Source organism: Arthrobacter humicola, assembly GCF_022803015.1.
Taxonomy (GTDB): Bacteria; Actinomycetota; Actinomycetes; order Actinomycetales; family Micrococcaceae; genus Arthrobacter; species Arthrobacter humicola_A.
In genome coordinates this window covers 880294-902653 of record NZ_JAFKON010000001.1, presented here as the reverse complement: position 1 = coordinate 902653, position 22360 = coordinate 880294, and the positions used below count along the sequence as shown (strand labels likewise).

Below are 22360 nucleotides of genomic sequence, written 5' to 3'. Positions count from 1 at the left end.
CCGGCATGTGCTGATCATCCCGCCCGGTGGGGCGCTTATCAACGCCCCCGGGGTTGATCCGGAGTTCGGACACCCGGGAACGCTGCGCGGGAGCTGCCCGGGCAGCTAGGCGGAGGCCAGCGTCTGAGTCAGGATGGTGCCGCCAACCCCGACCAGGACCGCGCCTGAACCCCCGACAACGATCCGGCCGGTCCGGGGCCGCGCGAGGACTCCGGTCACTTTCTTGAGCGCGCTGAGCAGCAGCACGTACCAGGCCAACGCGATCAGCAGGAAGATGCCCGCCATCAATGCGTGCTGGGCGAGGGGCGGCAACGGGGCGACAGTGAACTGCGGGAACAGCGACAAGTAGAAGACGGCGACTTTCGGGTTGAGCAAGTTGCTCACCATTCCTTGCACGAAAGGCGAGCTCCCGCCGCGTTGGCGTTCTGCTGCCGGTGCCGGGGGTTGGCTGGGTTTGGGTGTTCTGGCGAACGCCTCAGCGAAGGCGCGCAGGCCCAGGTAGAGCAGGTAGGCGGCCCCGGCAATTCTGATCCCGGTCCCGACGACTTCCGAGGCCCCCAGCAGCGCCGTGACACCGAGCACCGCCAGCACGGCAAGGATCGTGTTGCCAACCATTATGCCGGCGGCGGCTGTGGTTGCCGCCCGTGTGCCGCGGGGCGCATTCCTGAGGACAAGTGCAAAGTCAGGTCCGGGCACCACCACTACGACCAAGCAGGTCAGCACGAAGGCTGCCAGTTGTTCCAGCATCGGGGATTTCCTCCGGGCGTCAGTCTGTGGCGGTGGGTGGTGAATTTCTGTCCGGGAACGAAACCCGGGCAGCCTTCTACGTTAGGCCAATACGGGCACACTGGAGCGCAGCCCCGCTCGTCGCCGGCGGAAGGGGGCAGCAACCTCACCCGCTGGGCATGATTCGGTCTCGAGGCCGGACCGCTAGCTTTGCATCAGCATCGCATTGCGGTGGGCGCTGATGGGATGTGCCTGCAGGACCATGCTCATGCGTGAACTGCCCGGTCTGCTCCAGAGGAGGCAACATGTCCGGTTGTGTGGTGGACCCGAGCGAGCCAACGAGTGTGGGAGGCGGACCGCGATGAACCCTCCGAAGGACGCCGGGACCCCGCCGGTGCAGTTCAACCAAAGGCTGGCGCTGCTGCTGGCCATGGCGATGTTCGTGCTGGTTGTCGACACGTCGATCATGAACGTATCGATCTCCGCCGTGGTGGACGACATAGGCGCGACCGTCAGCGGACTCCAGTCGACAATCGCCCTCGAGGCGCTGGTATCCGCGGCCTTTATCCTGATCGGCGGCAAGATTGGCGACCTGATCGGGCGCAAGCGCGCCTACGTCATTGGGCTTTCCTGCTACGCCGTCGGCGCCGTGGCGATGACGCTCGCCCAGACTCTCCTCCCGGTGATCATCTGCTGGGCCCTGATCGGCGGCCTTGGCGCCTCGCTGCTCCTTCCCGCCATGCAGTCGCTCATCCACGGAAATTTCGAGGGAGATGCCCAGCACCGGGTCTACGCCCTGGTCGGCGCGTCGGCCGCGATCGCCGCCGCCGTCGGTCCTCTGCTCGGGGGCTTCCTCACCACGTTCCTGTCCTGGCGCGTCGCCTTTCTGCTCGAGGCCCTCATCATCGCGGTCGTCCTGTCCGGAATCAAGCTCGTCAAAGACGTGCCGTACACCGGGCCCCGGGAACTGGATATCTTCGGATCACTTCTGTCCATCGTCGGCATGGGCGGCGTCGTGCTCGGAATCCTGGTCTGGCAGGAAGGCGGCGAGGCAGTGGGCGCACTCCTGGCCGTGGGTGCCGTCGGACTGGGCGGCCTGGTCTACTGGCTCCTTCAGCGCAAACGCCGCAACAAGCCGACGCTGCTGGACCCGGACCTGTTCCAAGCAAAAGCCTTCCGCTTTGGTGCCACGGGACAAATGCTCCAGCAGATCGCTCTGGGTGGCACCATGATCGTGCTGCCCATCTACCTTCAGATGGTGCTCGGATACAACGCGATGCAGTCAGGCCTGTCCATCGCCCCGCTCTCGCTGACCATGTTCGCTGTCGCCATGATCGTCGGGAAGAGGTCCGGGAGGCGGCGCCCGGCCAGCCTCATACGTTGGGGCTTTCTGTTTCTGATCGCGGGTTTGCTGGTGCTGGTCCCAATCGTGCCGCGAGCTGACTCCGGCTGGTGGCTGCTGATCCCGCTGATCATTTCAGGCTTTGGCCTGGGGCTGCTGGTATCCCAGCTCAACAACTACACCTTGTCCCCGATTTCGGACGAGCGGGTCAGCGAGGCCGCCAGCGTGAACTCGGCCGCGGGATCGTTCGGCTTGTCCTTCGGACTTGCGTTCGCCGGCGGCATCATGCTGGCATCGCTCTCGACCATCTTCATCGGCTTGTCCGATGCCAGCACGGTCCTCCCGCCCGACGACAAGCAGCAGGTCGCGACGGTACTGGAAGACGACGCCCAGGTGATGAGCGACGCGCAACTCCAGGAACAGATCGCCGGCCAGCCGGAGGACATCCAGAACGAAATCATCCGCATCAACACGGAGGCACGGCCCCTGGCCCTCCAGATTGCACTGTTCGTCCCGATCCTTGCCGGCCTTGCCGGGCTGGGTACTTCGTTCCGCATGATTCGGATCCCTGACCCCAAGCCCGCCGGCACCGGCGAGGGGAGCGTCCTGGGCTGAAGTCCACAGCGGCGAGCGTCCAGGTGCACCCCTGACAGCGAAGTTCCCCGGGATCCGTCGAGGCGCGTGGTTTCGGGGTAGTCCGATCAGAGCTGGAGAAGGCTGTAGCCCACGAGGAAGATCCCAATCGTCAGCGTCGCGATCGCTGCGATCCTGCGGCCATTGCGCTGCAGCCAATTGAACAGGGCGGTCAAAGGCACTTGGGCCCGTTCGGGGGAGCGCAGCCACACAGCGACCGGAATGATGACGGCTGACTGGACCACGGCGGCGTAGGCGAGGACAAGCAGGCTGCTTGGCAGCGGCGGCAGTTCCTGGACACCGATCACGGCACCGGCGGTGACGGCCAGCAGGAGTGCCTTCGGTCGAAGGTTAAAGCCAAGGCCCAGGACGACGAATTCCCAGGGCCGGGCCGAGCGGAACCGCGACTTCATCTTGCCAAGCATGGCGTTGTCCCGGCCGCCCTTGCTCACGAGGAGGTACACGGCGTACGCAACCAGAAGCGCGCCGATCACAATGGCGAACTGTGCCACCCATTCGTCCTTACGCAGGCGCGGCGGTTTGACGGGCAGGAATTGCAGCCCGACCGCCGCCAGGCCCACGACCACGATCGAACCCGCGAGGCTGCCGATCAGGAAGGGAAGGGCGCCGCGGCGCGGACTTGGCGAGAGCAGAATCATGATCGTCACGCTGACAGGCACTGTGCTGAGAGCCCCGGCCAGGGCGAAGAGAGCCAGGCTGCTGAGAGTGCTCAGCATGCTCCCCTCACCTTCCCCCGGCAGCACCCCGACGGCATGTCATGCCTTCGGCCCGCTTCCGGTGTCCGGGCGGCCCGTCTTCAGTCGTCCGCGGCGTGCCCGGATCGCCTTGTCTTCTTCCTTGATGAGCAGTTCGAGGTCCTTATTGTCGCCCGTCAACGGCCGCCACCATGAAAGTGTCGGGTCGGAATCGAGCAGGATGGTTCGGAACAAGAGCGTCAGGGGAACGGCGAGGACGGCGCCCACAGGACCCAGGACCACTGCCCAGAAGAGGACGGAGAAGAAGGTCAACGTCTCACTCAGCGACACCGCGTTGCCCACGTATTTCGGCTGGATGATCGACTGGATGATGCTGTTGATTCCGCCATAGATGATGATGACTGCCACGAAGGTCGGCCAGCCCCCGGTGAGATAGCCGAAGAACAACGGTGGGATGATGGCGATGAAATACCCGATGTTGGGGATGAAGCTGCAGATGAAAGACAGCAGCCCCCAGAGCAGGGCGCCGGGGATCTGCAGGATGACCAGAACCAGCCAGTTGAACAACCCCTGCGCGATTCCGAGGACTGTGGTGGCGACCATGTAGCGGCGTACACCGGTTCCGAAGCCGTTGAGCGCTGAAACCAGTGCCGGCCGGTGATAGTTCAGGTGAATCAAGAGCGCCGGCACGCGCGAGCCGTCAATCGCCATAAGAATGAGCATGGTCAGGATGATCACGAGGCTGGTCACCAGGCTTGCGACGTTTCCCAGGAGGCCGCCGAGGAACCCGACGATGCGGCCCGGCGTAAACCCGTTCAGGACTGCCTGGGTTTGCTCCGGGCCAAATCCTACAGATTCCAGCATCGCGGAGATCCTTGCGCCGAACTCGGCCATTTGGGGGGCGTATTGCGGCAGCAACGCGGAGAACTGGGCGAGTGAGGCAATCAGGACTGCGGCGAAGGCGGTCAGCAATCCGAAGACAGCCGCGATGGTGGTCCCGGTGGCGATGCCCCGGGAAATTCCCCGTGCCTGCATCCAGCGGCGCAGCGGATGGACACAAAGCGTCAGCACGAAGGCAAAAAAGACGGGGGTGACTATTCCCTGGATCGCGCCGAGGCCGAACGCTGCAATCGTCGCGCTGGCCAGGGCGAGCAGGATTATTACGGTGCGGGGGAGGGCCGAACGATTGGATTCCGATGGTTCCGGCTCCATGAGCCCTCCTTGGTTCAGCCTAGCCATATCTTAGAAGCCTCATGGCCTCATGAATAGCGAGTTGGCCAGGCCTGCTCCTCGCGCCTCAACCCGGAGTCAGACGACGATCTTGCTCTTGATCTGGGCAAACTCCTCTGCACTGATGGTTCCCGCGTCCATGAGTGCTTTGGCTTTCGCGATCTCCTCGGTGGGGCTGGCCGTGGCGACACTGCGGATGTAGGCATCGGTTTCCTGCTGGGATTTACGGGCCCGCGCCATTGACCGCTCCGCCATGCCCTTGCCCCGGGCAATCATGTATGCCAGCACGGTCAGGAACGGTATGAAGACCAGAAGGACGATCCAGACGGCTTTCCACCAGCCACTGAGTTCGTCGTCGCGGAAGAGGTCGCCGATCACCATGAACACTGCATACAGGAAGGCGATAATCGCATAGAAGATGAACAACCACCAGAGAATATCCCAAAAGTTCTCGAAGAAATTCATTTTGGCTTCCCTACTTTCGCTTGGTGCGGCGTCGCCTACGAACGCAGCCTTGGATGGGAATGGGTTTCACCGCGGATATCCCGGAAGACCCGGGCTAGCACTTGGCGTCATTCGAGAGATCGCTGATGGCGGCCTGCACGTTCGCGGCTTCGTCCTTGAGCGAGTTGGCCGCCTGCGTCAGGGTGGCGTCGTCGGGAACGGAGTTCACAGCGGAGGTGAACTTCTGTTGGGCAGCTTTAACGGCATCCACCCGATCTTTGGCCGCGTCGCTGGCCGCGTTGACCAGATCGTCGTAGCTCTTCCGCACCTGATCACGGGCCGCCTGGATCTGGCCGATCGTGGCGCCTGGCTTGAGGGAGTCCTTGAAATTCGTCAGGGCTGTTGAAAAGCCAGTGGCCGCAGCGCAAACCGGTGAAACGCTCGCCGTCGGGCTCGCGCTGGGGCTGTTGCTGGGTCCCGAGGTGGCGCAGCCGGCGAGCAGCGCAACTGCCGCCCCGAGCGCAGACATTCGCGCGAGGACTGGTTTTGGTGTCGACATTGGACTCGCCTCTCCATGGGCTTTCGCCTGGCAGCCCAATCACTGGCAGGTACCACCAGTGTTGGGTGAGGGGCCCGCTTGCGCGTCACCCGCCGCGGGTGATCCTTTCACGCCGCTCCCCATGCCAGGCACGCCGCTGACCAGCGGGGACGCGACGCCGGAACTATCGGACACGGGTGGGACCCCATTGCCTCCCACCCCGCGGCCCGAATCACCCCGGGGTGATGATGTGCCCGCTCCGTCGCCGTGATGGACTGCAGTCCACAACTGAGGGAGGATGCCATGTGTCGTTGGCTAGCGTATTCGGGTTCGCCGGTGCAACTGGAGGAGCTGTTGTACAAACCGACCAACTCGCTCGTGATGCAGAGCAAGCACGCTCGAATGGGCGTTGAAACCACCAACGGGGACGGCTTCGGCGTGGGCTGGTACGGATCCGCGCCGTATCCCGGGTTGTTCCACAGCACGGAGCCCGCGTGGAATGACCGCAACCTCCGCGAGTTGTCGGCCCAGGCGTCGGCCGGCCGGGTCTTCGCGCACATTCGGGCCTCGACCGGATCGGCGGTCCAACAGACCAACTGCCATCCATTCCGCCACGGCAGCTGGCTGTGGATGCACAACGGACTCATCCGGGAGTTCCCGACGGTGAAGCGCGACTTGGCCATGGCCGTTGAGCCATCGCTCTTTCCGCTGATCGAGGGAGCCACGGACTCAGAGCTCTTCTTCTTCCTCGCCCTGACCTTCGGGCTGGAGCAGGACCCGAGGGCGGCCGTAGCTGCCGCGGTTGGACTGATTGAAGACGTCGGCCGGCGCCACGGGATCGAGCAGCCAATCCAGATGACAGTGGCCACGACCGACGGCGACACCACCTGGGCGTTCCGCTACTCGAGTGAACGGCAGTCCCGGTCGCTGTTCCACAGCACCGACGTCGCGACCCTTCGCGTCCAGTACCCGGAGAACCCGTTGCTTCATGACCTGGCGGACAACGCGCGCCTGGTCGTCTCCGAACCGCTGGGGGATCTCCGCGGGGCGTGGCGGGAAGTACCCGAGGCCACCTGCGTGGTGGTGCACGGCGCCGGCGAGGACCTGTTCCCGTTCACGCCGACCGCCCCCTAGTGCCGGCGGCGGTGCCCCCCTCAGCGTCTGCGACGGGTGCCGCTGCCGTGCAGCACCGGCTGGTGCGGCGCTAACCGGTGGTCCGGTCCCGCCGCCGGCCCTTCACGCGCCGGTTCCTCCGGCGTCGGGCGCCCGGGGGATGGGAGTCGTGGGATACGTGTCATCGGGAGGGCCGCCCGCCGTGACCGGCTCACCGGTTGGCTCGGTGCCGGACTCGACACTGGACTCACCGCCGGGCTCGATGCCCGGCTCGCCTCCGGGTTCGGCGCCCGGCACGCCGGCTACGGCCGGCCGGCACAGCAGTTCGACCACGAGAATGACCAGCACGGCCAGGACGGCCGTCCAGATGGCGACGGCCGCCGTCGGGTCCTGCCAGAAGACCAGCACCAGCACAGCGATGCCGACGACGGTGGCTTCGATGATCCGCCGGTAGCGGGCCAACCAGAGCTGCCATGGCTTGGCCTGGCCGCCGCCGATCTTGCCGGTGATGTAGTCGCCCGCCGTCGCCAGGCCGTGCCGGACATACTCCGCGGGACGCGAGTGGCCCCCCAGAAATGCTGCCAGGGCGATCAGCAGTCCGACGACGAAGACAAGGCGCAGGCTGGTGCGCAGCGGTACCAAGAGCGCCTCGACCAGGCTTTCTGCCGCCGCTGGGGAGACAGCACTCGTCGGAATCGAGTTCAGGACGTAGCTTCGCCCGATCACAAGGGACAGCGCCAGCACCGCCATCGATACCGCCACGGCCAACCCCACGCCGCTCGTCGTGCTCCGTCTCCGGCCCCGGGGGGCAACGGCAATGGCGCCCACGGCGCTGAGCACCGTCAGCCACGCCAGTATTGGGCCGAGCCGGTCCAGGGTCCGGATGGTTTCCGTGGCACGGACCAGTTCAGGCGACTGGAACAGGGCGATCTGCGCGTCAACTTCCGGGATCCTCGAGGCGATATCCACCCCTTGCTGGACAAGGAGAGTCTTGACCCGGGCGATGATCTCTTTCGTGGAAATCGACACCGTGCCGTTCTCATCAATACTGACCGTGCCTCCCGTACTTCCCGTGGCAAGGTTGACCAGCCCCTGGTGCGCGACCCGGTTCACCTGGATCCAAAGGTCCTGGAACTGCGGTGTCGCAACGAATCTGGCAACGGCGGTATGGATGAGCGTTTTGGTCTGCTCCGCAAGCATCGGGGCCAGCCCGGTGAGCACGGCCGCCACGCGGGGCGCCGTTTTAGCGAGCTCGTTCAGGGCATCGCGCGTGATGGTCTGGAAATCCACGGCGTCGGTGATCTGTTGGGTGACCTTGTCGGCGATTTCGGCCTGGATCGCAGGGTCCGAGGCCAACGGTGCGACGGTGGCGACGTAGCGATCGGTGTCGATGACTTCGCTGCGCAGGTAAAGGGCCGGAACTGTCGCGAAGGCCAACAGGCCAGTGATAACCACCAGCACGATTGCCACAATGCGCCGGGCCAGCCCCGTATGCCGCACGGCCGGCCTGGGCGGGGCCTTGCGGGCAGTGTCCCGTTCCTGCTGGAGACGGGCAACTTCTGCCCGTAACCGCAGAATTTCTTCCTGTTCCGGGCTAGCGGGGCCAGCGGGCTGATCGTTCAGCGACATGAGGGGATCCGCCTTAGCTTGTGTTCCGCGGCTGGGCATTTCACGGCTATTTTCATTGTTCACTCGGCGTGCCGGTCCAGCCCCACCCACACAGGGTGATCTGTCACGCCGGGGAAGGGCCGGCCACGGCCGTCCCTACGGGCTGGAGGCCGCGCGTCGGACGTGCAGAGTGGCGCACCGAATCCCGGCGCTGCCCGCGAAATTTCAGCCGGCCGGCCCGCTGTCATCCGTTTTGGGTGATGACGGCGGCGGATTCAGGATTCGCCGCCCAGACGCCGCCCGGCCGCGAAGAACGCGACTTTTGCGATCAATAGGAGTGCACCTAAATCGGCAATCATTTGGACGGACACGACACCCCTCGCCAGCTGGCTTACCGGCGTAATATCCCCGAACCCGACGGTGGCAAACGTGGAAGTGGTGAAGTAAAGGGCATCGGTTCGGCTCAGGGGCTCGCTAAACGCCGCCGCAGATGTGATCGACATTGATGTGTAAAGGAGCGCGAAGAGACACAAAAACATCAACAGGGTTTCGGCGACAGCCGCGGCCGCCCGAACCCTCGGAATATGCGCCACGAGTATCAGCCGCAATTGAATTGCCAAGACTGCGAAAAAGACCAGCACGACACCCGCCAGGCGGATCCAGGCGGCCGCGGGATCGGCGTCATTGAATCCCCCGACGGGAATAAAGAAATACAGGGCGAGGACCACAACCGAAAATGCGATGAGACGTGCAATCGCGAAAATAATGACCCGCCTGCGGTCGGCCTTGTCGAGGTCATGAAGGAAAATCGGGTCTGTCGGGCTGCCGTGCTTCATAGGCATGACTGATGATACAGCCGGGCACCCAATTCGTGCCGTGCCGCAATCGGGTCGTCCTAATCGCCGTATTGTCGCGCTATGGAACGGCGCACAAGGGGTCTTTGCGCCCTGTTGGTGCCCTTTTGCCCCCACCTAGCATGTGGAATGTGAGAGATAGGCTAGAAGCCGAATGGGTACCGGGCCCACAGTTCAAGATCCGCCCGCCTGTGCGCGGTCTCGGAGCGCTGGAGCGTCCACGTCTGGAAAGCGCCCTGTCCGCGGCCGCAGATTCGCACCGCCTGACCCTCGTTGCGGCCCCGGCCGGCTACGGCAAGTCCACGTTCCTGGGTGATTGGGTCCGCAAGTGCGCTCTGCCGTGCGCATGGCTGTCACTTGACCGGTTCGACACGCAGCCCGCGCGGCTGTTTCACGGTGTCGTTGGGGCGATCCAGTCCGCGGCGAGCAAACTGCCGTTGCCCGGAACCGACGCCCTCCTGGCTCTTGACCCGAGCCTTGCCCATGACCGGGCGGCTTCCTACGACCTTCTCCTCGGGGCACTCGAGCACCTCACCGAACCGATTGTCCTGGTGATCGATGACGTCCATTTGGCCGGACCTGGGCTGGCGAACGGAATCGTCGGGGTGCTCGCAGCATCGGCACCCCCCTCACTGCGGCTGGTCCTCTCGGGACGCGGCCATACGTCCATCCAGCTCGAAAGATTCCGGTACGGCGAGGGACTGGGTGAACTTCGCGCCGCCGAACTGGCCTTCACGCGGGAGGAAGTTGCCCAGTTCGCCAGTGCGCTGGGACAGGATCAAACGTTCGACGCCGGGTCGCTCTGGAAAATGACAGCCGGCTGGCCTGTGGCAGTCCACGCCAGCCTGGTCACGTTGGCGCAGGCGCGCAACGTCCCGCTTGCAACGTCAGGCTCCGCGCCGACGCACGTCCCGCTCGCCGACTACGTCGCAGAAGAGATCCTCGACCAGATCGAACCGTCGCTGGCCGAATTCATTCTCAGGGCCACTACCAGCGACTGGCTCGGCCGCCGGCTCGCCGTCGAACTCGAAGGCCGTCCCCGCGGCGGCGTGCTGCTTGAGGAATGCCTCCGTAACGGGCTCTTCATCGAGGAGCACGAATACCGTGCGGGCGAATCGATGTTCCGGTGGCATTCCCTCTTCGCGGCGCAGTGCCGGCGCATCCTGCAGCGGCGCGACCCTCTGCTCGCCGAGCGTCTGCACCGCGTGGCGGCGAGGTACTACCAGGACGTCGACGTCGTCGAGGGCGTCGCCCAGGCGCTGCAAGGAAGCGCACCCCGGCAAGCCGTGATTTCCCTCGGCGCCCATTGGCTCGAATTCCTGCTCGGAAATGACGTGCAGACCCTTGAACGGCTGTGCCTGGATCTCCCCGCACCGTGGGGCGAGGATCCGGAGATCCTGATGATCCGTTCGGTCTGCCGTGCCCTTTCCGGCGACGGCACCGCCGCAGCCGAGCTCACCGACCGGGCGCTGTCGCGGACCTTCGCGCTGGACGCAATTCGACGCCGGAGACTGGAGAGTTACCGGGCGCTCTACGAGCCGCTGCCTGCCGACGGCCGCCTGGACCCGCACACCGAGACGGACGACGGCCAGTCGACGACGGACATTTCAGGCGATGGGCGCTCCAGCTCCTTCTCGACAGGACTCTTCCTGCTGGCCCAGGCAGAGTTCCGGCTGCACCGCACCGGCGAACTTGCGACGGCGCTGCTCCAGGCAACGGCGGCCACCGGCAACCCGGAACAGCTGGAAGCCGTGGAAATCTGCGCCCAGGCCGAGCTCGCGTTGGCTCACGCCATCGCCGGTAACCTCGCGAGCGCCGACGAACTTGGCACGGCGGCGTTGGAACGGGGAGAGGCGCTGGGTTGGAATTCGCGGCAACGGATGGCTCCGGCCTGGCTGGCCCGGGGCATCGCGTGCTACTGGAATGATGATCTGAAGGCTGCGCGGACCTGTCTTACCAAAGCACAGCGATTGGGCAGCGAGCTGTTACCGACGGGTCCGCTCAGCGCCATCTATCGGGTCCTGGTTGATTGCGCCGCCGGCGACCTGCCCCGCCTGGCCGACTCCGGTGCGGCGCTGGAGTCCTTTCACGGGCGGGGACGGTACGCCGTGTCATGGAATGCCCTGGAGACCATCGCGGTGGCGAAAATTGCCGAAGCCAGGGGCGACCGGGACGGAGCTTTGCGGACCGTCCAACCACTGGGTGCCGGGGGGCACGGCGCATTGGCGGATACGCTGCTGGCGGAGTTGCTGCGTCGCGAAGGTGACACCGCCGCTTCGCAACGCTGTGCCGAGTCACTGGCCGAACGCCGCGGCAGCTCATATATCGACACCTGCCTGAGCCTGACCGAGGCGATCATGGCCCATGGAGCCGGAGATGCCGCGGCGGCACACGAGCGGATTGAACATGCTGTCCTCCGTGCCGAGCCTGAAACCGTCCTGCGTCCTTTCGCCGAACGGAGAGAGGAATTGGCGGATCTGCTCGTGGAGCACGCTGTATGGGGCACAGCGCACGAGTCGTTCATCGCAGCGCTGATGGCACGCGAGGCACAGGGTGAGACCCGCCTTCGTGCGCAGTCCTACTGGAACCTGACCGAGCGCGAACGCGAAGTCCTTTCCTACATGCGCTCCATCATGACCGCTGCTGAAATTGCCGAGGCGTTGTACATTTCCGTGAACACGGTCAAGACCCACGAACGGTCCATTTACCGCAAACTCGGGGCGGTAAGCAGGCGCGACGCGCTCAAGACGGCCGCCAAGCGTGGCATCGTCTGAACCCCCGCGGCAGCCTTGATGGCCTTCGCGGTGAGGCACCGGTCCCGGATGGGGTCAGAGGCCCCTAGCCGCCGCAAACCGGCAGTGAAAGTCTGGAACCATGAAAAAAGTTGATCCCTTTGTGATCGTGATCGGATTTGACGGCTCGAAGCAATCACATGAGGCCCTGGCGTGGGGTGTTGAAGAGGCCCGGTACCGCAATGCGGAGCTCCGGGTCCTGACCGTCTGGAACAAGGCGCCAATGGCGTGGTATCCGGCGATGCTGGAAACGGCGGCAGGCGAAATCGTGGCGGAGGACTCACCGGAGCAGCAGGCCGAAGCGCTGGGCGCCGAGGCGGCGAAATCCGCAGTGGGTGTCAATGTCGTGACGCGGTCCATCAAAAACGACTCAGCGGCCTCGGCAATACTTGAGGCCGCACGGGAAGCCGACCTGGTGATCGTCGGCTCCCGCGGCCACGGCGGTTTCGCCGCGCTGCACATCGGATCGGTCTCCGCCCAGGTGGCCAGCCACTCTCCGTGCCCTGTCCTGGTGATCCGGCCGAAGGCTTCCTGAGCGTCCGATGCCAGCGAGCCGGGAGGGCTACCATCGGCGTATGACCGTCCTGGACTGGCTGATGGATTCAGATCCTTCCCTTCGGTGGCAGGTGTTGCAGGATCTCAGCAACGCCGCGCCCGAGGCCGTTACCGCAGAGCGCGCGCGGGTAGCGACCGAAGGCTGGGGTGCCCGCCTGCTGGCATTGCGGGACGAGGACGGCCAATGGGCGCATGGCGCATATTTCCCCGCCCAGGGCGACCGCCCCGACGGCGGCCGTGCCGAGAGCGGCCGTGCCGAGGGCGACGGTCCCGAGGGCGGCGGTGCGGATGATGCCGGCGGTGACACAGGTTGGGACCGCGTGCCCCAGCCGTGGACCGCCACAACGTACAGCTTGCTCCTGCTGCGTGACTTCGGGATCGACCCGCGAAGTGAGCAGATGCGCCAGACCATAGCGCTGGTCAGGGACAAATGCCGCTGGGAGGAGGGCGGCCAGCCGTATTTCCAAGGCGAGGTGGAGCCGTGCATCAACGGAATGACAGTGGCGCTCGGCGCGTACTTTGATCAGGACGTCGACGGCGTCGTCTCCCGGCTCGTCAGCGGGCAACTGGGCGACGGCGGGTGGAACTGTTGGGCGGAGTCCGGCGCCGTGGTGTCCTCGGCCGCCACGACGATCAACGTCCTCGAGGGCCTCCTGGCCCACGAACGGGTCACGGGCGGCTCGGCGCAGTCCGTGGACGCGCGGCGCCGGGGCGAGGAGTATCTGCTGGAGCGGGGCCTGTTCCGACGCAAGAGCACCGGCGCGGTCATAGACCCGGCTTGGCTGACGTTCTCCTTTCCGACCCGCTGGCACTACGACGTGCTCCGTGCCCTGGAGTACTTCCGTTCGACGGGAGAGCCTCCGGACCCGCGCGTGGCCGAAGCCGTGGAGGTGCTCCGGTCAAAGGAGCAGCCCGACGGGACCTGGTTGCTCGAAAACACGCATCCCGGGATCGTCCATTTCCCGGTTGATGACGGTGACGGCCGGTCCAGCCGGTGGAACACCCTCCGCGCGTTGCGTGTACTCGACTGGTACGGGCGCGCCGTTTGAAGTGGCGTGCGGTTTACCTGCTGCTAGGGCAGAACCTTGTAGAGGTCGATCACCGTCTCTTCGGGCGGAGCGGCGAAGCCGCCCTCAATACCCGCCTGCATCCGGGGCAGGAGGATCGTGTCCCGGAATTTTTCCCAGCTTTCTTTCGATTCGTGGACTGCCATGACCGTCCAGCCACCCTCGGATGCCCCGCCGGCGTGGAAGATCTGACCCTCGGGCAGGAGCCCCGCGCCCGGATGGACGGCTGCAAGCGACGCCTCGTATTGTTCCTTGGTGCCTCCCGGGAAGAAGTGCACGATTCCGTAGGGCGTGGTGGCCATAACAACTCCTAGGCTGGTGGATTGGACGGGACAAGGCCAGTCCTAGACGCCGCCACCGGGCGTGTCAAGGGCTCGCGGAAGCAGGCGGGGCTCCGGGGACCGGCGTGCCCCGCAAGTTCAACATGATGAGCCTTGATCCCAACGCCGCGGCGGCCTTTCCGCTGGTTGGCAGGGCCGGCGGTTGGCAGGTCCGCGGTCAGCCGTCCGACAGGGTCCGGACGTCCTCGGCCAGGGCAGCCCGGTAGCCAAGGTTTCGTGAGACTGCCCTCGCGGTGGCCATCACCGCCGGAGCCAGGACGTTGGGCGGGGTGGTCCCGTCCGGTACCACGATCGACAGTGCGGCCACCACCGTGCCCTGGGCATCAAAGACGGGCGCCGCCACGGACACTGTCAGCGACGGCGCGGACCGGCGGATCATGGCAATCCCCGTCCGGTGGACGTCGGACAGGGTGCGCCGCAGCTGGCCCTCCGGCATGGGAGCCACGCCCGGTTCAGTTTCCGCGGGTTCCCTGAGGATCTTTTCCTGGAATGCCGCGTCCGAGCCGGCCATCAGGACCAGGCCGACGGCCGTGGAGCGCAGGGGGAGCCGGCCGCCCACCCGGTAGGCGACTTCCGTGGCCTGCTTGGAGGAAAGCCGTTCGATCAGGACGGCCTGGTCTTTATCCCGCACGGCCAACAACACGTGATGGCGCGTCACCTCGAAGAGATCCTCAAGGTAGGGCAACGCGATTTCGCGGATCCCGTGGCCCCTCGGGGAGAGGGACGCTATTTCCCACAGCCGGACGCCCACAACGTAGCGTCCGTCGTCGAGCCGTTCCAGAGCGCCCCAGGCGACCAGCCGGGCAATGAGGCGCAACGCCGTCGGGGCGGGCATTTGCGCAAAACGGGCCATCTCTGACAGGGTCAGCGCCCGGCGGCGGTCCGTGAAGACGGCGAGCAGGCTCAGGGCCCGGTCTATCACCGGTTCGCCCTGTTTGGGCCGCTTGCCGCGCGCGGGAGCGGGGGTTCCGGGCCCGGCGCTGTCCGGATCCCTTTCCTGGGCTGCTGTCATTTCAGACCGTTCCTAGTTCGTCGCCAGTGACCCCCACCACAATAGTGTTTCGCCCAATGAAACTCCTAGCCGGTACTCCATGGCTGCGGCACTGTTGGGGTGGGGCGTCGACTGCGCCGGCGCTGGTTCAAACGGACGCAGTCACCCTCGTCCCGGCAAGGCTGCCGAGGAACTTGGCACTCTCCTTCGGGGTCCGTTCCTGCGTGGCCCGGTCCACCGCGATGAGTCCAAACTTCGGACCGTAGCCAAAGATCCACTCGAAGTTGTCGAAGGCTGTCCAGGCGATGTAGCCGCGGACATCGATGCCGTCGGCCAGGCAGGACGCCACGCCGGCGACCGCCGTGCGGAGGTAGGCCAGTCGCTGAGAGTCGTCGTCGGTCGCCAGGCCGTTCTCCGTGACGATGACAGGGATGCCGGCGACGCTGGCTGCCTCCCGAATGGTCGCTTCGAGGGCCTCGGGGTAAATTTCCTCGCCCATCTGGTTCGTCGCGGCTCCCTCGGGGGCCGGCATCACCCCGTCCGGACCGAAGACCGTCCGGCCGTACGTCTGGATCCCCACGAAGTCGTCGTCGCGGGACGCCACGAGGAAGCGTTCGTTGACCTCTCGACGGATCCTGTCCGCCCGGTCCTGGCCGCCTTCGGCTGCCTGGATGTCGGTGTTGGCCAGGGTCCACCCGACCGGGAGCTCCGGCCGGATCGCCTTGATGGCGGCCCGGCCCTGCCGGTGTGCAGCAAGCTTGATGTCGAAGCCAGCCTCGGAGACCGTGAACTGGAAGGGTGCCACGCGGCTTGCGTCGATCCCGAGCCGGTCTGCCGCGGCCGCCCACAGCGGCACCTCTGCCCTGCGTTCGGGGGCCTCGCCGCCCAGGCCAAGTTCCTTGAGGAGCCACGGGAGGTTGGGCTCGTTGAGGGTGCAGGCGACGCCGATGAGATCGCCGAGGTGCCTCATGGCCCGGTCGCAGTAGCGGGCGAACCGTTCGGGGGTCTGCGGGTCCTCCCAGCCGCCGGCCGCCAGGAGCCACCTGGGTGACGTGAAGTGATGGAAGGTGACTACCGGGATGAGCCCGTGCTCATGGCAGGCCTCCAGCACGCGGCGGTAATGGTTGAGTTCCGCCACCGAGAAGTAGCCTTCCTCGGGCTCGATGCGGGCCCACTCCAAGGAGAAGCGGTAACTCGTGAACCCCAGGCCGGCGATCAGGGCAATGTCCTCGCGGTACCGGTGGTAGTGGTCGACGGCGTCCCCGGACGGTTCGGCGAAGATCGTTCCGGGGAGCCTCTCCAGGAACCAGCAGTCACTGTTGACATTGTTTCCCTCGACCTGGTGGGCTGCCGTGGCGAGGCCCCACAGGAAATCGTGCGGGAAGGCAAAAGAGTCGGTCATCTGGTTCCTTTCGATCTGAGCGCCAAGCGACTGTGCATGGGCTGACTGTCCATCCTCCGCGGTCAATGCCAGGGGAGGGCGGCCGTTTTCATTGGTTGAAAGACTCATCGCTGGTCCCGCGGACATTGCGCGTCCATTCGAGACCCGTCCGGAGTGACCCTCACCACAATACTTTTCCAATCAATGACATTCTCGTGTTTCCGTTTGAGGCGTCGCCGTGATCCTTGAGTGAGCCGGTCGCCGAGACCCATCTGACGAGAGGGGCACCGGCGCAACGGCCCGGAAGCTGGTCACGGACGATCGGTATACAGGCCGCCAGGCTCCCCACGGATGTTGACCCCCGTTTGCTGAGAAAGAATGCGAAGGCGCACTACATGAAACTTCTGAACTCCACCGCACGACGGAGCGCGGCCGTTCTGGCCGGGGCGCTTCTCATGAGTTCGCTCACCGCCTGTGGCGGCGGGACCCAGGCGGCAACCGCCGTCAACAAAGACACATTGACCATCGCCGTCGACAGCGACAGCGCTTCCTTCGGCTTCGATCCGCTGCGTGTCGCCGACGCGCAGCGGCAGTTTTTTGAAGGCCTCTACGAAAACCTCATGACCCTGCAACCGGACGGTTCCGTTGGGCCGGGCTTGGCCAAGGAGTTCAGCTACAGCGCGGACAACACGGTCCTTACGCTGACCCTCAAGGAAGGCGTCATCTTCACGGACGGCGCTACCCTGGATGCGGCTCTGGTGAAGGCAAACCTGGACCGCCGCAGCGACCCCGCACTCAGCGCCTACTCCGCAATCGCCAAGGGCGGAGCCCAGGAAATCACTTCGGTGAGTGTTGTCAGTCCCACGCAGGTGGCCATCAAGTTCGCCAAGCCGCAGCCAGGGTTCGAAAAGAACCTCGCCTCCACCATGGGCATGGTTGTCGGCAAGAGCGGTGTTGCCGATACGGCCAGCCTCGCCAAAACCCCGGACGGCTCCGGTCCCTACACGCTCGACCCCTCCACGGTTAAGGGCAACAAGTACGTCATGGTGAAGAACGGCAAGAATGCCGACGCCGCAAACTACGCCTACCAGAAGATCACCTTCAGCGTCATCCAGGATCCCCAGGCGCGCGCCAACGCTCTCGTCTCCGGCCAGGCCGATGTCGCCATGCTCACTTCCCCCACAGTGGACTTCGCAAAGTCCAAGGGCCTCGGCGTGTCCCAGATCGGTGGAACGCTGCACACCATGGTTTCCTTCGACAAGACCGGAAAGACCGCTCCAGCCTTCGCCAGCGAGAAAGTCCGTCAGGCGTTCCAGTTCGCCATCAACCGCCAGTCACTGGTGGATGCACTGCACAAGGGTGACATCGCGGCCTGGAATGCACTTCCCAAGGATTCCGCAGGCTTCACCCATGAGCTGAACACCAAGTTCGCCTACGACCCGGCGAAGGCCAAGAGCCTGCTGGCCGAGGCCGGCTACGCCAACGGCTTCGAGTTCACCATTGTTGGCAGCGCTGAAACCCAGACGGACCTGCAGGCCGTCCAGAAGGATCTGGCCGCCGTCGGAATCAAGATGAACATTAAGATGGCGTCCTCCACCGATGAAGCCTTCGCGGCAGTCGCGACCACGCCCCTCGGCTACGCCGCACTCGGCTGGGACAACCCGGTGGGGCTGATGTACGGGGTGGTCCTGAACGGTTTCACCAATGTGCAGAAAGCCTCCGATGAGCAGTTGACTGCGGCTACGGGCGAAGCCGCGGCCGCGAAGGACGACGCCGCCAAGAAGACCGCCCTCACCAAGCTCAACACCCGCCTGGTGGAATCCGGCTGGATGATCCCGCTCTATGAGTCACTCACCAACCAGGGTTACAACACCAAGAAGGTTCAGCAGGTGAAGTTCGCAGGTTCGAACGCCTACCCGCTTCTCTCGTCCTACGCACCGGCTAGCTGATCACCGAACCTGCCGGACGGCCACCCCGACTCTGGAACGGGCAGCCGTCCGGCAGGTCCTGACCGATGGAGGTCACCATGGCACTATTCATCACCAAGCGTCTGCTGATGGCGCTGGCCACCGTGCTGGTGGTCGCGGTACTGGCATTCCTGCTGGTGCACGCGATGCCCGGCAGCCCCGGCGCTGTGTCGCTCGGCGCCGGTGCCTCCCAAGAAGCGATTGACGAGGTCAACGGGCGGCTCGGCTGGAACGATCCTCTCCTCGCCCAGTTCTTCCGCTGGCTCGGCGACGCCGTCCAGGGCAACCTCGGCACGTCCCTGATCGATGGCCGCTCGGTTAGCGCGGACCTGGGCAACAGGCTTCCGGTGACGGCATCACTCGCGGCTGGCGCCACCGTCCTGAGCGCGATCCTCGGGATCGGCCTGGGCGTGAGCGCGGCGGTCCGCGGTGGCCTGGTGGACCGGATCGTGGGCGGGATCTGCGGCCTGGCCGTGGCCCTGCCTGCCTTCTGGATCGGCATCATCTTTGTGTACCTGTTCGCCGTGCAGTCCTCGGTCTTTCCCGCCACCGGCTACGTGCCGTTCGAAGTCTCACCGCAGGACTGGGGCATGTCCCTGGCCCTTCCTGTCATCACGCTTGCCGTAGGCGGCGCGGCCTTCATCGCCCGCCAGACCAGGGCCTCGATGCTTGAGGCGTTGCAGCAGGAGCACATCCGGACGCTGCGTGCCACGGCCACACCGACCTGGAAAATCCTCTACATCCACGCCCTGCGCTACGCCAGCCTCCCCATCGTGGCCGGCATCGCGCTGCAGTTCATCGGCCTGTTCGGCGGCTCCGTCATCGCGGAGCAGCTCTTCGCCATGCCCGGCCTGGGCCAGGCCGTCCAGACCTCCGTCAGCACCCACGACGCTCCCGCCGTCCAGGGCGTGGTGGTCATCGCCACCGTCGTGGTGGTGGCCGTGAATCTCGTGCTGGAACTCGCCACCAAGTTCCTCGACCCGAAGTTGCGTGCCTCATGATCCCCAACGTCGCCCCCGCTCCTGCCGACAGTGCGCCAGCCACGGCTGCCGCAGCTGTGCAGCCCAAGTCCGGCCAGCGGGCCGCCTTCAGCAAAATTTCCGCAAGCCGGCTCTTCGCCTCGCCCGGCGGCGTGGCCGGCGTCGTATGGCTGGCAGCCCTGGTGGTTGCCTCGCTGACTGCCCAGTGGTGGCTACCCTACAAAACGGAGGACCAGGACTTCACCGCTGTCCTGTCCGGTCCCACCGCCGCGCACTGGCTCGGCACCGACGAACTCGGCCGGGACCTCCTCAGCCGCATCTTCGCTGCCGCCGCAGGCACCCTGGGAACCTCACTGATCACGGTGATTGTCGGCGTCGTGCTCGGAACCGCCCTGGCCATGGTGGCCGCCGGCAGAGGCCAGACGGAAGGAGGGATCAGCCGCGTCACCGAGGTCATGATGTCGCTGCCCGGCACCGTCATCATCCTGGCAGTTATCGGTGCCGTGGGAACCAACATCCCGCTGATCATGGCCATCTTGGGCGTCCTCATTTCCGCCGGCATCTACCGCGTCATGCTGGGCCAGGCCAAGTCGCTCCAGTCCCAGCTGTACGTGGACGCGGCCAAGGTGGACGGCGTCAGCACCCTGGGGATCAGCCTCCGCCACGTTTTGCCCGGACTGACCAACACCATCGTGGTCCAGTCCGCCCTCATCTTCGCTGTCGGCATGCTGATCCAGGCCGGCCTGGCGTTCATCGGCTTCGGCCCGCCCATCCCGCAACCCAGCTGGGGCGGCATGATCCAGGGCGCTTCCCAGCACGTCTACGACGCCCCGTGGCTGATGGTTCCCACCGGTGCGGTCCTTGCCCTGACCGTCCTGGCCGCCAACGCGATCGGCAGCGCCCTGGGGAAGGCGCCGAACACTGGCGTCTCGCACCTGCCGTCGGCAGCGGCGCGCGGCCAGCGTTCTGTTGCAGCGGGCGCCGCGGCCTCGGTGGCCGAGGCGGGAGCCATCCCGGCCAAAGGCCACCTGAGCGTCCGCGGACTCTCTGTAGGGGTCGACGGCGGGACTCCGCTGGTCACGGACGTCTCGTTCGACGTCGGGCCGGGAACCGTGTTGGGCCTGGTGGGGGAATCCGGCTGCGGAAAGACCATGACCGCGCTATCGCTGCTGGGCCTGCTGCCCGCCGGGGTCTCCGCCACCGGCGGCCAGATCCTGTGGAATGGCAAGAACCTGGCCGCCGCCACGGAGCGCGAGATGGAAGGCATCCGCGGCCGGGACATCGCCCTGATCTCGCAGGAACCCATGCGGGCCCTGGATCCCATGTTCACCGTGGGCTACCAGCTCACCGCGGCCATCCGCCGGCTGCGGAAGGTGGGCAAGGCCGAGGCACATGCCGAAGCCCTCAGCTTGCTCGAAAAGGTGGGCATTGTGGACGCCAAACGCATCCTCAAGACCTACCCGCACCAGATCAGCGGCGGCATGGCCCAGCGCGTCGCCATCGCCCTGGCACTGTCCGGCCGGCCCAGGCTGCTGGTGGCCGACGAACCCACCACAGCGCTGGACGTCACCGTGCAGGCCGAAATCCTCTCGCTGCTGCGCTCCCTGGTGAAGGACACCGGGATGTCCGTGGTGATGGTCACCCACGACCTCGGCGTCGTGGCGGACATCTGCGACAACGTCGCCGTGATGTACGCCGGCCAGGTGGTGGAAAGCGGCGGGACCGCCAATATTCTCGACAACCCCCGCCACCCTTACACCTTGGCGCTTCTGGCCGCCGACCCGCACGCCAACACCGCGGCGGACATGCCTGAACGGCTGGCCACCATCAGCGGCCAGGTTCCGCAGCCAAAGGACTGGCCCACGGGCTGCCGCTTCATGGCGCGCTGCCAGTTCGCCGGCTCCGCGTGCGCCGCCCCGGTGCCGCTGCTGCCTTCCGGCTCCGAAGACGGAGTGGTCCGCTGCGTCAAGGCGGACGAACTGGCGGTGGAGGGCCTGGAATGGCTTGCCACCGAAGTGCCCACTCACCGAGTACTGAAAATCGTCGAAAAGGACCTGGCATGAGCATCGAGACGGCAGAACGGCAGGACACGGCGCCAGTTGCGCCGGAGCAGCCCATGCTGGAGGTCAAGGACCTGCTGGTCCGGTACGGCCGCGGCCGGAAAGCTGCAGCAGCCCCGGCAGCGGTGGACGGCGTCAGCTTCTCCATCCGTCCCGGCGAGACCGTAGGCCTGGTGGGGGAATCCGGCTCCGGAAAATCCACCATCGGCAAGGCGATCCTTGGCCTCCAGAAGAGCGCCGGCGGCACCATCAGCTACCAGGGCAAGGACATCACCTATGCCGGTGCTGCAGAGCGCCGCGCCCTCGGCGGTGAACTGCGGGCGGTCTTCCAGGACCCCAACTCCTCGCTGAACCCGCGCCAGAGCATCGGTGCTTCGCTGGCGGAGCCGCTGCGGATCCGCGGGGTTACGGCCGCAGTGGCGCGCGAAAAAGCCGAAGCCATGCTCGAACGCGTGGGGCTGCCCCGTGAGGCCGTGGACCGCTACCCCAGCCAGTTCTCCGGCGGCCAGCGCCAGCGGATCGCCGTCGCCCGTGCCCTGATCTGCGAACCGAAGCTCGTGGTGTGCGATGAGGCGGTCAGTGCCCTGGATCTCTCCACCCAGGCCCAGGTGCTCAACCTCCTGGCCGACCTCCGCGACGAGCTTGGCCTGAGCTACCTGTTCATCGCCCACGACATCTCGGTGGTCCAGTTCCTGGCGCAGCGCGTTGTCGTCCTCTACCGCGGCCAGGTGATGGAAAGCGGGCCGGCGGCAGCCGTCACGGAGTCGCCCAAGCATCCGTTCACCCAGGCCCTCGTGGCTGCTTCGCCCGTGCCGAGGCCCGCGGAACAGGCCGAGCGGAGGATGCTGCGCGAATCCCTTGGCGTCCGCACGGCCGCTGCAGTGGCGGGGTCGCCGGGAGGCTGTCCCTTCAGCCAGCGGTGCCCGCTCGCCACAGAACTCTGCACCGCCGAGCGTCCGGCCCTTCGGCGGGTGGGCGCCGCCGACGTCGCCTGCCACTACGCCTGACCCCGCGCAGCCCAG

At 65.9% G+C, this 22360-nt stretch carries 19 protein-coding genes; 9 read left to right on the top strand and 10 right to left on the bottom strand.

Features of this window, described 5'->3' with window-relative positions; genetic code table 11:
• Nucleotides 1-105 precede the first annotated feature (105 nt).
• On the bottom strand, nucleotides 106-747 hold the full coding sequence (locus ARTB_RS04180) for a LysE family translocator (protein WP_043436044.1): 642 nt from the start codon (nucleotides 745-747) through the stop codon (nucleotides 106-108).
• 340 nt (nucleotides 748-1087) lie between these two features.
• On the opposite strand from ARTB_RS04180, the gene ARTB_RS04175 reads away from it, so the two are divergent.
• Nucleotides 1088-2683, top strand: a complete 1596-nt coding sequence (locus tag ARTB_RS04175; RefSeq protein WP_243177836.1) for an MFS transporter — start codon at nucleotides 1088-1090, stop codon at nucleotides 2681-2683.
• Between the two features lie 86 nt (nucleotides 2684-2769).
• Here the strand turns inward: ARTB_RS04175 and ARTB_RS04170 are convergent, their stop codons facing one another.
• The 4 genes from ARTB_RS04170 to ARTB_RS04155 all read right to left on the bottom strand — a co-directional run bounded on the left by ARTB_RS04170 (nucleotide 2770) and on the right by ARTB_RS04155 (nucleotide 5650).
• Nucleotides 2770-3438, bottom strand: a complete 669-nt coding sequence (locus tag ARTB_RS04170; protein ID WP_243177835.1) for a GAP family protein — start codon at nucleotides 3436-3438, stop codon at nucleotides 2770-2772.
• Nucleotides 3439-3477: 39 nt separating this feature from the next.
• Entirely contained in the window at nucleotides 3478-4629 is a 1152-nt protein-coding gene (locus tag ARTB_RS04165; RefSeq protein WP_243177834.1) for an AI-2E family transporter, read from the bottom strand.
• Between the two features lie 96 nt (nucleotides 4630-4725).
• A complete protein-coding gene (locus ARTB_RS04160) occupies nucleotides 4726-5112 on the bottom strand; it encodes an SHOCT domain-containing protein (RefSeq protein WP_230010772.1) in 387 nt (128 codons plus the stop codon).
• A 94-nt stretch (nucleotides 5113-5206) separates the two neighbouring features.
• On the bottom strand, nucleotides 5207-5650 hold the full coding sequence (locus tag ARTB_RS04155; protein ID WP_243177833.1) for a hypothetical protein: 444 nt from the start codon (nucleotides 5648-5650) through the stop codon (nucleotides 5207-5209).
• A 282-nt stretch (nucleotides 5651-5932) separates the two neighbouring features.
• Here ARTB_RS04155 and ARTB_RS04150 point away from each other — a divergent pair, with 282 nt between their 5' ends.
• Nucleotides 5933-6763 carry a class II glutamine amidotransferase gene (locus ARTB_RS04150; protein ID WP_028276753.1) on the top strand — a complete coding sequence of 277 codons (831 nt, stop codon included), beginning with the start codon at nucleotides 5933-5935 and terminating at the stop codon, nucleotides 6761-6763.
• A gap of 102 nt (nucleotides 6764-6865) precedes the next feature.
• Here the strand turns inward: ARTB_RS04150 and ARTB_RS04145 are convergent, their stop codons facing one another.
• Complete coding sequence (locus ARTB_RS04145; RefSeq protein WP_243177832.1) at nucleotides 6866-8371, bottom strand: hypothetical protein; 1506 nt, start codon at nucleotides 8369-8371, stop codon at nucleotides 6866-6868.
• A gap of 254 nt (nucleotides 8372-8625) precedes the next feature.
• Nucleotides 8626-9186 (bottom strand): potassium channel family protein, encoded by a 561-nt coding sequence (locus ARTB_RS04140; protein WP_243177831.1) that lies wholly within the window; start codon nucleotides 9184-9186, stop codon nucleotides 8626-8628.
• Between the two features lie 209 nt (nucleotides 9187-9395).
• Here ARTB_RS04140 and ARTB_RS21720 point away from each other — a divergent pair, with 209 nt between their 5' ends.
• The 3 genes from ARTB_RS21720 (at nucleotide 9396) to ARTB_RS04125 (ending at nucleotide 13600) form a co-directional block, all read left to right on the top strand.
• Nucleotides 9396-11978, top strand: a complete 2583-nt coding sequence (locus ARTB_RS21720) for a helix-turn-helix transcriptional regulator (RefSeq protein WP_243177830.1) — start codon at nucleotides 9396-9398, stop codon at nucleotides 11976-11978.
• A 100-nt stretch (nucleotides 11979-12078) separates the two neighbouring features.
• Entirely contained in the window at nucleotides 12079-12531 is a 453-nt protein-coding gene (locus ARTB_RS04130) for a universal stress protein (RefSeq protein WP_243177829.1), read from the top strand.
• Nucleotides 12532-12571: 40 nt separating this feature from the next.
• Nucleotides 12572-13600, top strand: coding sequence for a hypothetical protein (locus ARTB_RS04125; protein WP_243177828.1), 1029 nt, complete (start codon nucleotides 12572-12574; stop codon nucleotides 13598-13600).
• Between the two features lie 23 nt (nucleotides 13601-13623).
• Here the strand turns inward: ARTB_RS04125 and ARTB_RS04120 are convergent, their stop codons facing one another.
• The 3 genes from ARTB_RS04120 to ARTB_RS04110 form a co-directional block, all read right to left on the bottom strand.
• On the bottom strand, nucleotides 13624-13920 hold the full coding sequence (locus ARTB_RS04120) for a hypothetical protein (RefSeq protein WP_243177827.1): 297 nt from the start codon (nucleotides 13918-13920) through the stop codon (nucleotides 13624-13626).
• A gap of 196 nt (nucleotides 13921-14116) precedes the next feature.
• Nucleotides 14117-14971, bottom strand: a complete 855-nt coding sequence (locus ARTB_RS04115; protein ID WP_243177826.1) for an IclR family transcriptional regulator — start codon at nucleotides 14969-14971, stop codon at nucleotides 14117-14119.
• Between the two features lie 127 nt (nucleotides 14972-15098).
• Nucleotides 15099-16352, bottom strand: a complete 1254-nt coding sequence (locus ARTB_RS04110; RefSeq protein WP_243177825.1) for a glycoside hydrolase family 1 protein — start codon at nucleotides 16350-16352, stop codon at nucleotides 15099-15101.
• Nucleotides 16353-16726: 374 nt separating this feature from the next.
• Here ARTB_RS04110 and ARTB_RS04105 point away from each other — a divergent pair, with 374 nt between their 5' ends.
• From ARTB_RS04105 to ARTB_RS04090, 4 genes are all read left to right on the top strand, one after another.
• Nucleotides 16727-18280 (top strand): ABC transporter substrate-binding protein, encoded by a 1554-nt coding sequence (locus ARTB_RS04105; RefSeq protein ID WP_243177824.1) that lies wholly within the window; start codon nucleotides 16727-16729, stop codon nucleotides 18278-18280.
• Between the two features lie 65 nt (nucleotides 18281-18345).
• Complete coding sequence (locus tag ARTB_RS04100; protein WP_308197214.1) at nucleotides 18346-19299, top strand: ABC transporter permease; 954 nt, start codon at nucleotides 18346-18348, stop codon at nucleotides 19297-19299.
• Complete coding sequence (locus ARTB_RS04095; RefSeq protein ID WP_243177822.1) at nucleotides 19296-21341, top strand: dipeptide/oligopeptide/nickel ABC transporter permease/ATP-binding protein; 2046 nt, start codon at nucleotides 19296-19298, stop codon at nucleotides 21339-21341. The genes ARTB_RS04100 and ARTB_RS04095 overlap by 4 nt, the downstream gene beginning before the upstream one ends.
• On the top strand, nucleotides 21338-22345 hold the full coding sequence (locus ARTB_RS04090) for an oligopeptide/dipeptide ABC transporter ATP-binding protein (RefSeq protein ID WP_243177821.1): 1008 nt from the start codon (nucleotides 21338-21340) through the stop codon (nucleotides 22343-22345). The genes ARTB_RS04095 and ARTB_RS04090 overlap by 4 nt, the downstream gene beginning before the upstream one ends.
• Nucleotides 22346-22360 lie beyond the last annotated feature (15 nt).

What these genes read in the sequence shown, in the direction of transcription:
- ARTB_RS04180 (WP_043436044.1), bottom strand. Translation starts at nt 747, where the DNA reads ATGCTGGAACAACTGGCAGCCTTCGTGCTGACCTGCTTGGTCGTAGTG.
- ARTB_RS04175 (WP_243177836.1), top strand. Translation starts at nt 1,088, where the DNA reads ATGAACCCTCCGAAGGACGCCGGGACCCCGCCGGTGCAGTTCAACCAA.
- ARTB_RS04170 (WP_243177835.1), bottom strand. Translation starts at nt 3,438, where the DNA reads ATGCTGAGCACTCTCAGCAGCCTGGCTCTCTTCGCCCTGGCCGGGGCT.
- ARTB_RS04165 (WP_243177834.1), bottom strand. Translation starts at nt 4,629, where the DNA reads ATGGAGCCGGAACCATCGGAATCCAATCGTTCGGCCCTCCCCCGCACC.
- ARTB_RS04160 (WP_230010772.1), bottom strand. Translation starts at nt 5,112, where the DNA reads ATGAATTTCTTCGAGAACTTTTGGGATATTCTCTGGTGGTTGTTCATC.
- ARTB_RS04155 (WP_243177833.1), bottom strand. Translation starts at nt 5,650, where the DNA reads ATGTCGACACCAAAACCAGTCCTCGCGCGAATGTCTGCGCTCGGGGCG.
- ARTB_RS04150 (WP_028276753.1), top strand. Translation starts at nt 5,933, where the DNA reads ATGTGTCGTTGGCTAGCGTATTCGGGTTCGCCGGTGCAACTGGAGGAG.
- ARTB_RS04145 (WP_243177832.1), bottom strand. Translation starts at nt 8,371, where the DNA reads ATGTCGCTGAACGATCAGCCCGCTGGCCCCGCTAGCCCGGAACAGGAA.
- ARTB_RS04140 (WP_243177831.1), bottom strand. Translation starts at nt 9,186, where the DNA reads ATGAAGCACGGCAGCCCGACAGACCCGATTTTCCTTCATGACCTCGAC.
- ARTB_RS04130 (WP_243177829.1), top strand. Translation starts at nt 12,079, where the DNA reads ATGAAAAAAGTTGATCCCTTTGTGATCGTGATCGGATTTGACGGCTCG.
- ARTB_RS04125 (WP_243177828.1), top strand. Translation starts at nt 12,572, where the DNA reads ATGACCGTCCTGGACTGGCTGATGGATTCAGATCCTTCCCTTCGGTGG.
- ARTB_RS04120 (WP_243177827.1), bottom strand. Translation starts at nt 13,920, where the DNA reads ATGGCCACCACGCCCTACGGAATCGTGCACTTCTTCCCGGGAGGCACC.
- ARTB_RS04115 (WP_243177826.1), bottom strand. Translation starts at nt 14,971, where the DNA reads ATGACAGCAGCCCAGGAAAGGGATCCGGACAGCGCCGGGCCCGGAACC.
- ARTB_RS04110 (WP_243177825.1), bottom strand. Translation starts at nt 16,352, where the DNA reads ATGACCGACTCTTTTGCCTTCCCGCACGATTTCCTGTGGGGCCTCGCC.
- ARTB_RS04105 (WP_243177824.1), top strand. Translation starts at nt 16,727, where the DNA reads ATGAAACTTCTGAACTCCACCGCACGACGGAGCGCGGCCGTTCTGGCC.
- ARTB_RS04100 (WP_308197214.1), top strand. Translation starts at nt 18,346, where the DNA reads ATGGAGGTCACCATGGCACTATTCATCACCAAGCGTCTGCTGATGGCG.
- ARTB_RS04095 (WP_243177822.1), top strand. Translation starts at nt 19,296, where the DNA reads ATGATCCCCAACGTCGCCCCCGCTCCTGCCGACAGTGCGCCAGCCACG.
- ARTB_RS04090 (WP_243177821.1), top strand. Translation starts at nt 21,338, where the DNA reads ATGAGCATCGAGACGGCAGAACGGCAGGACACGGCGCCAGTTGCGCCG.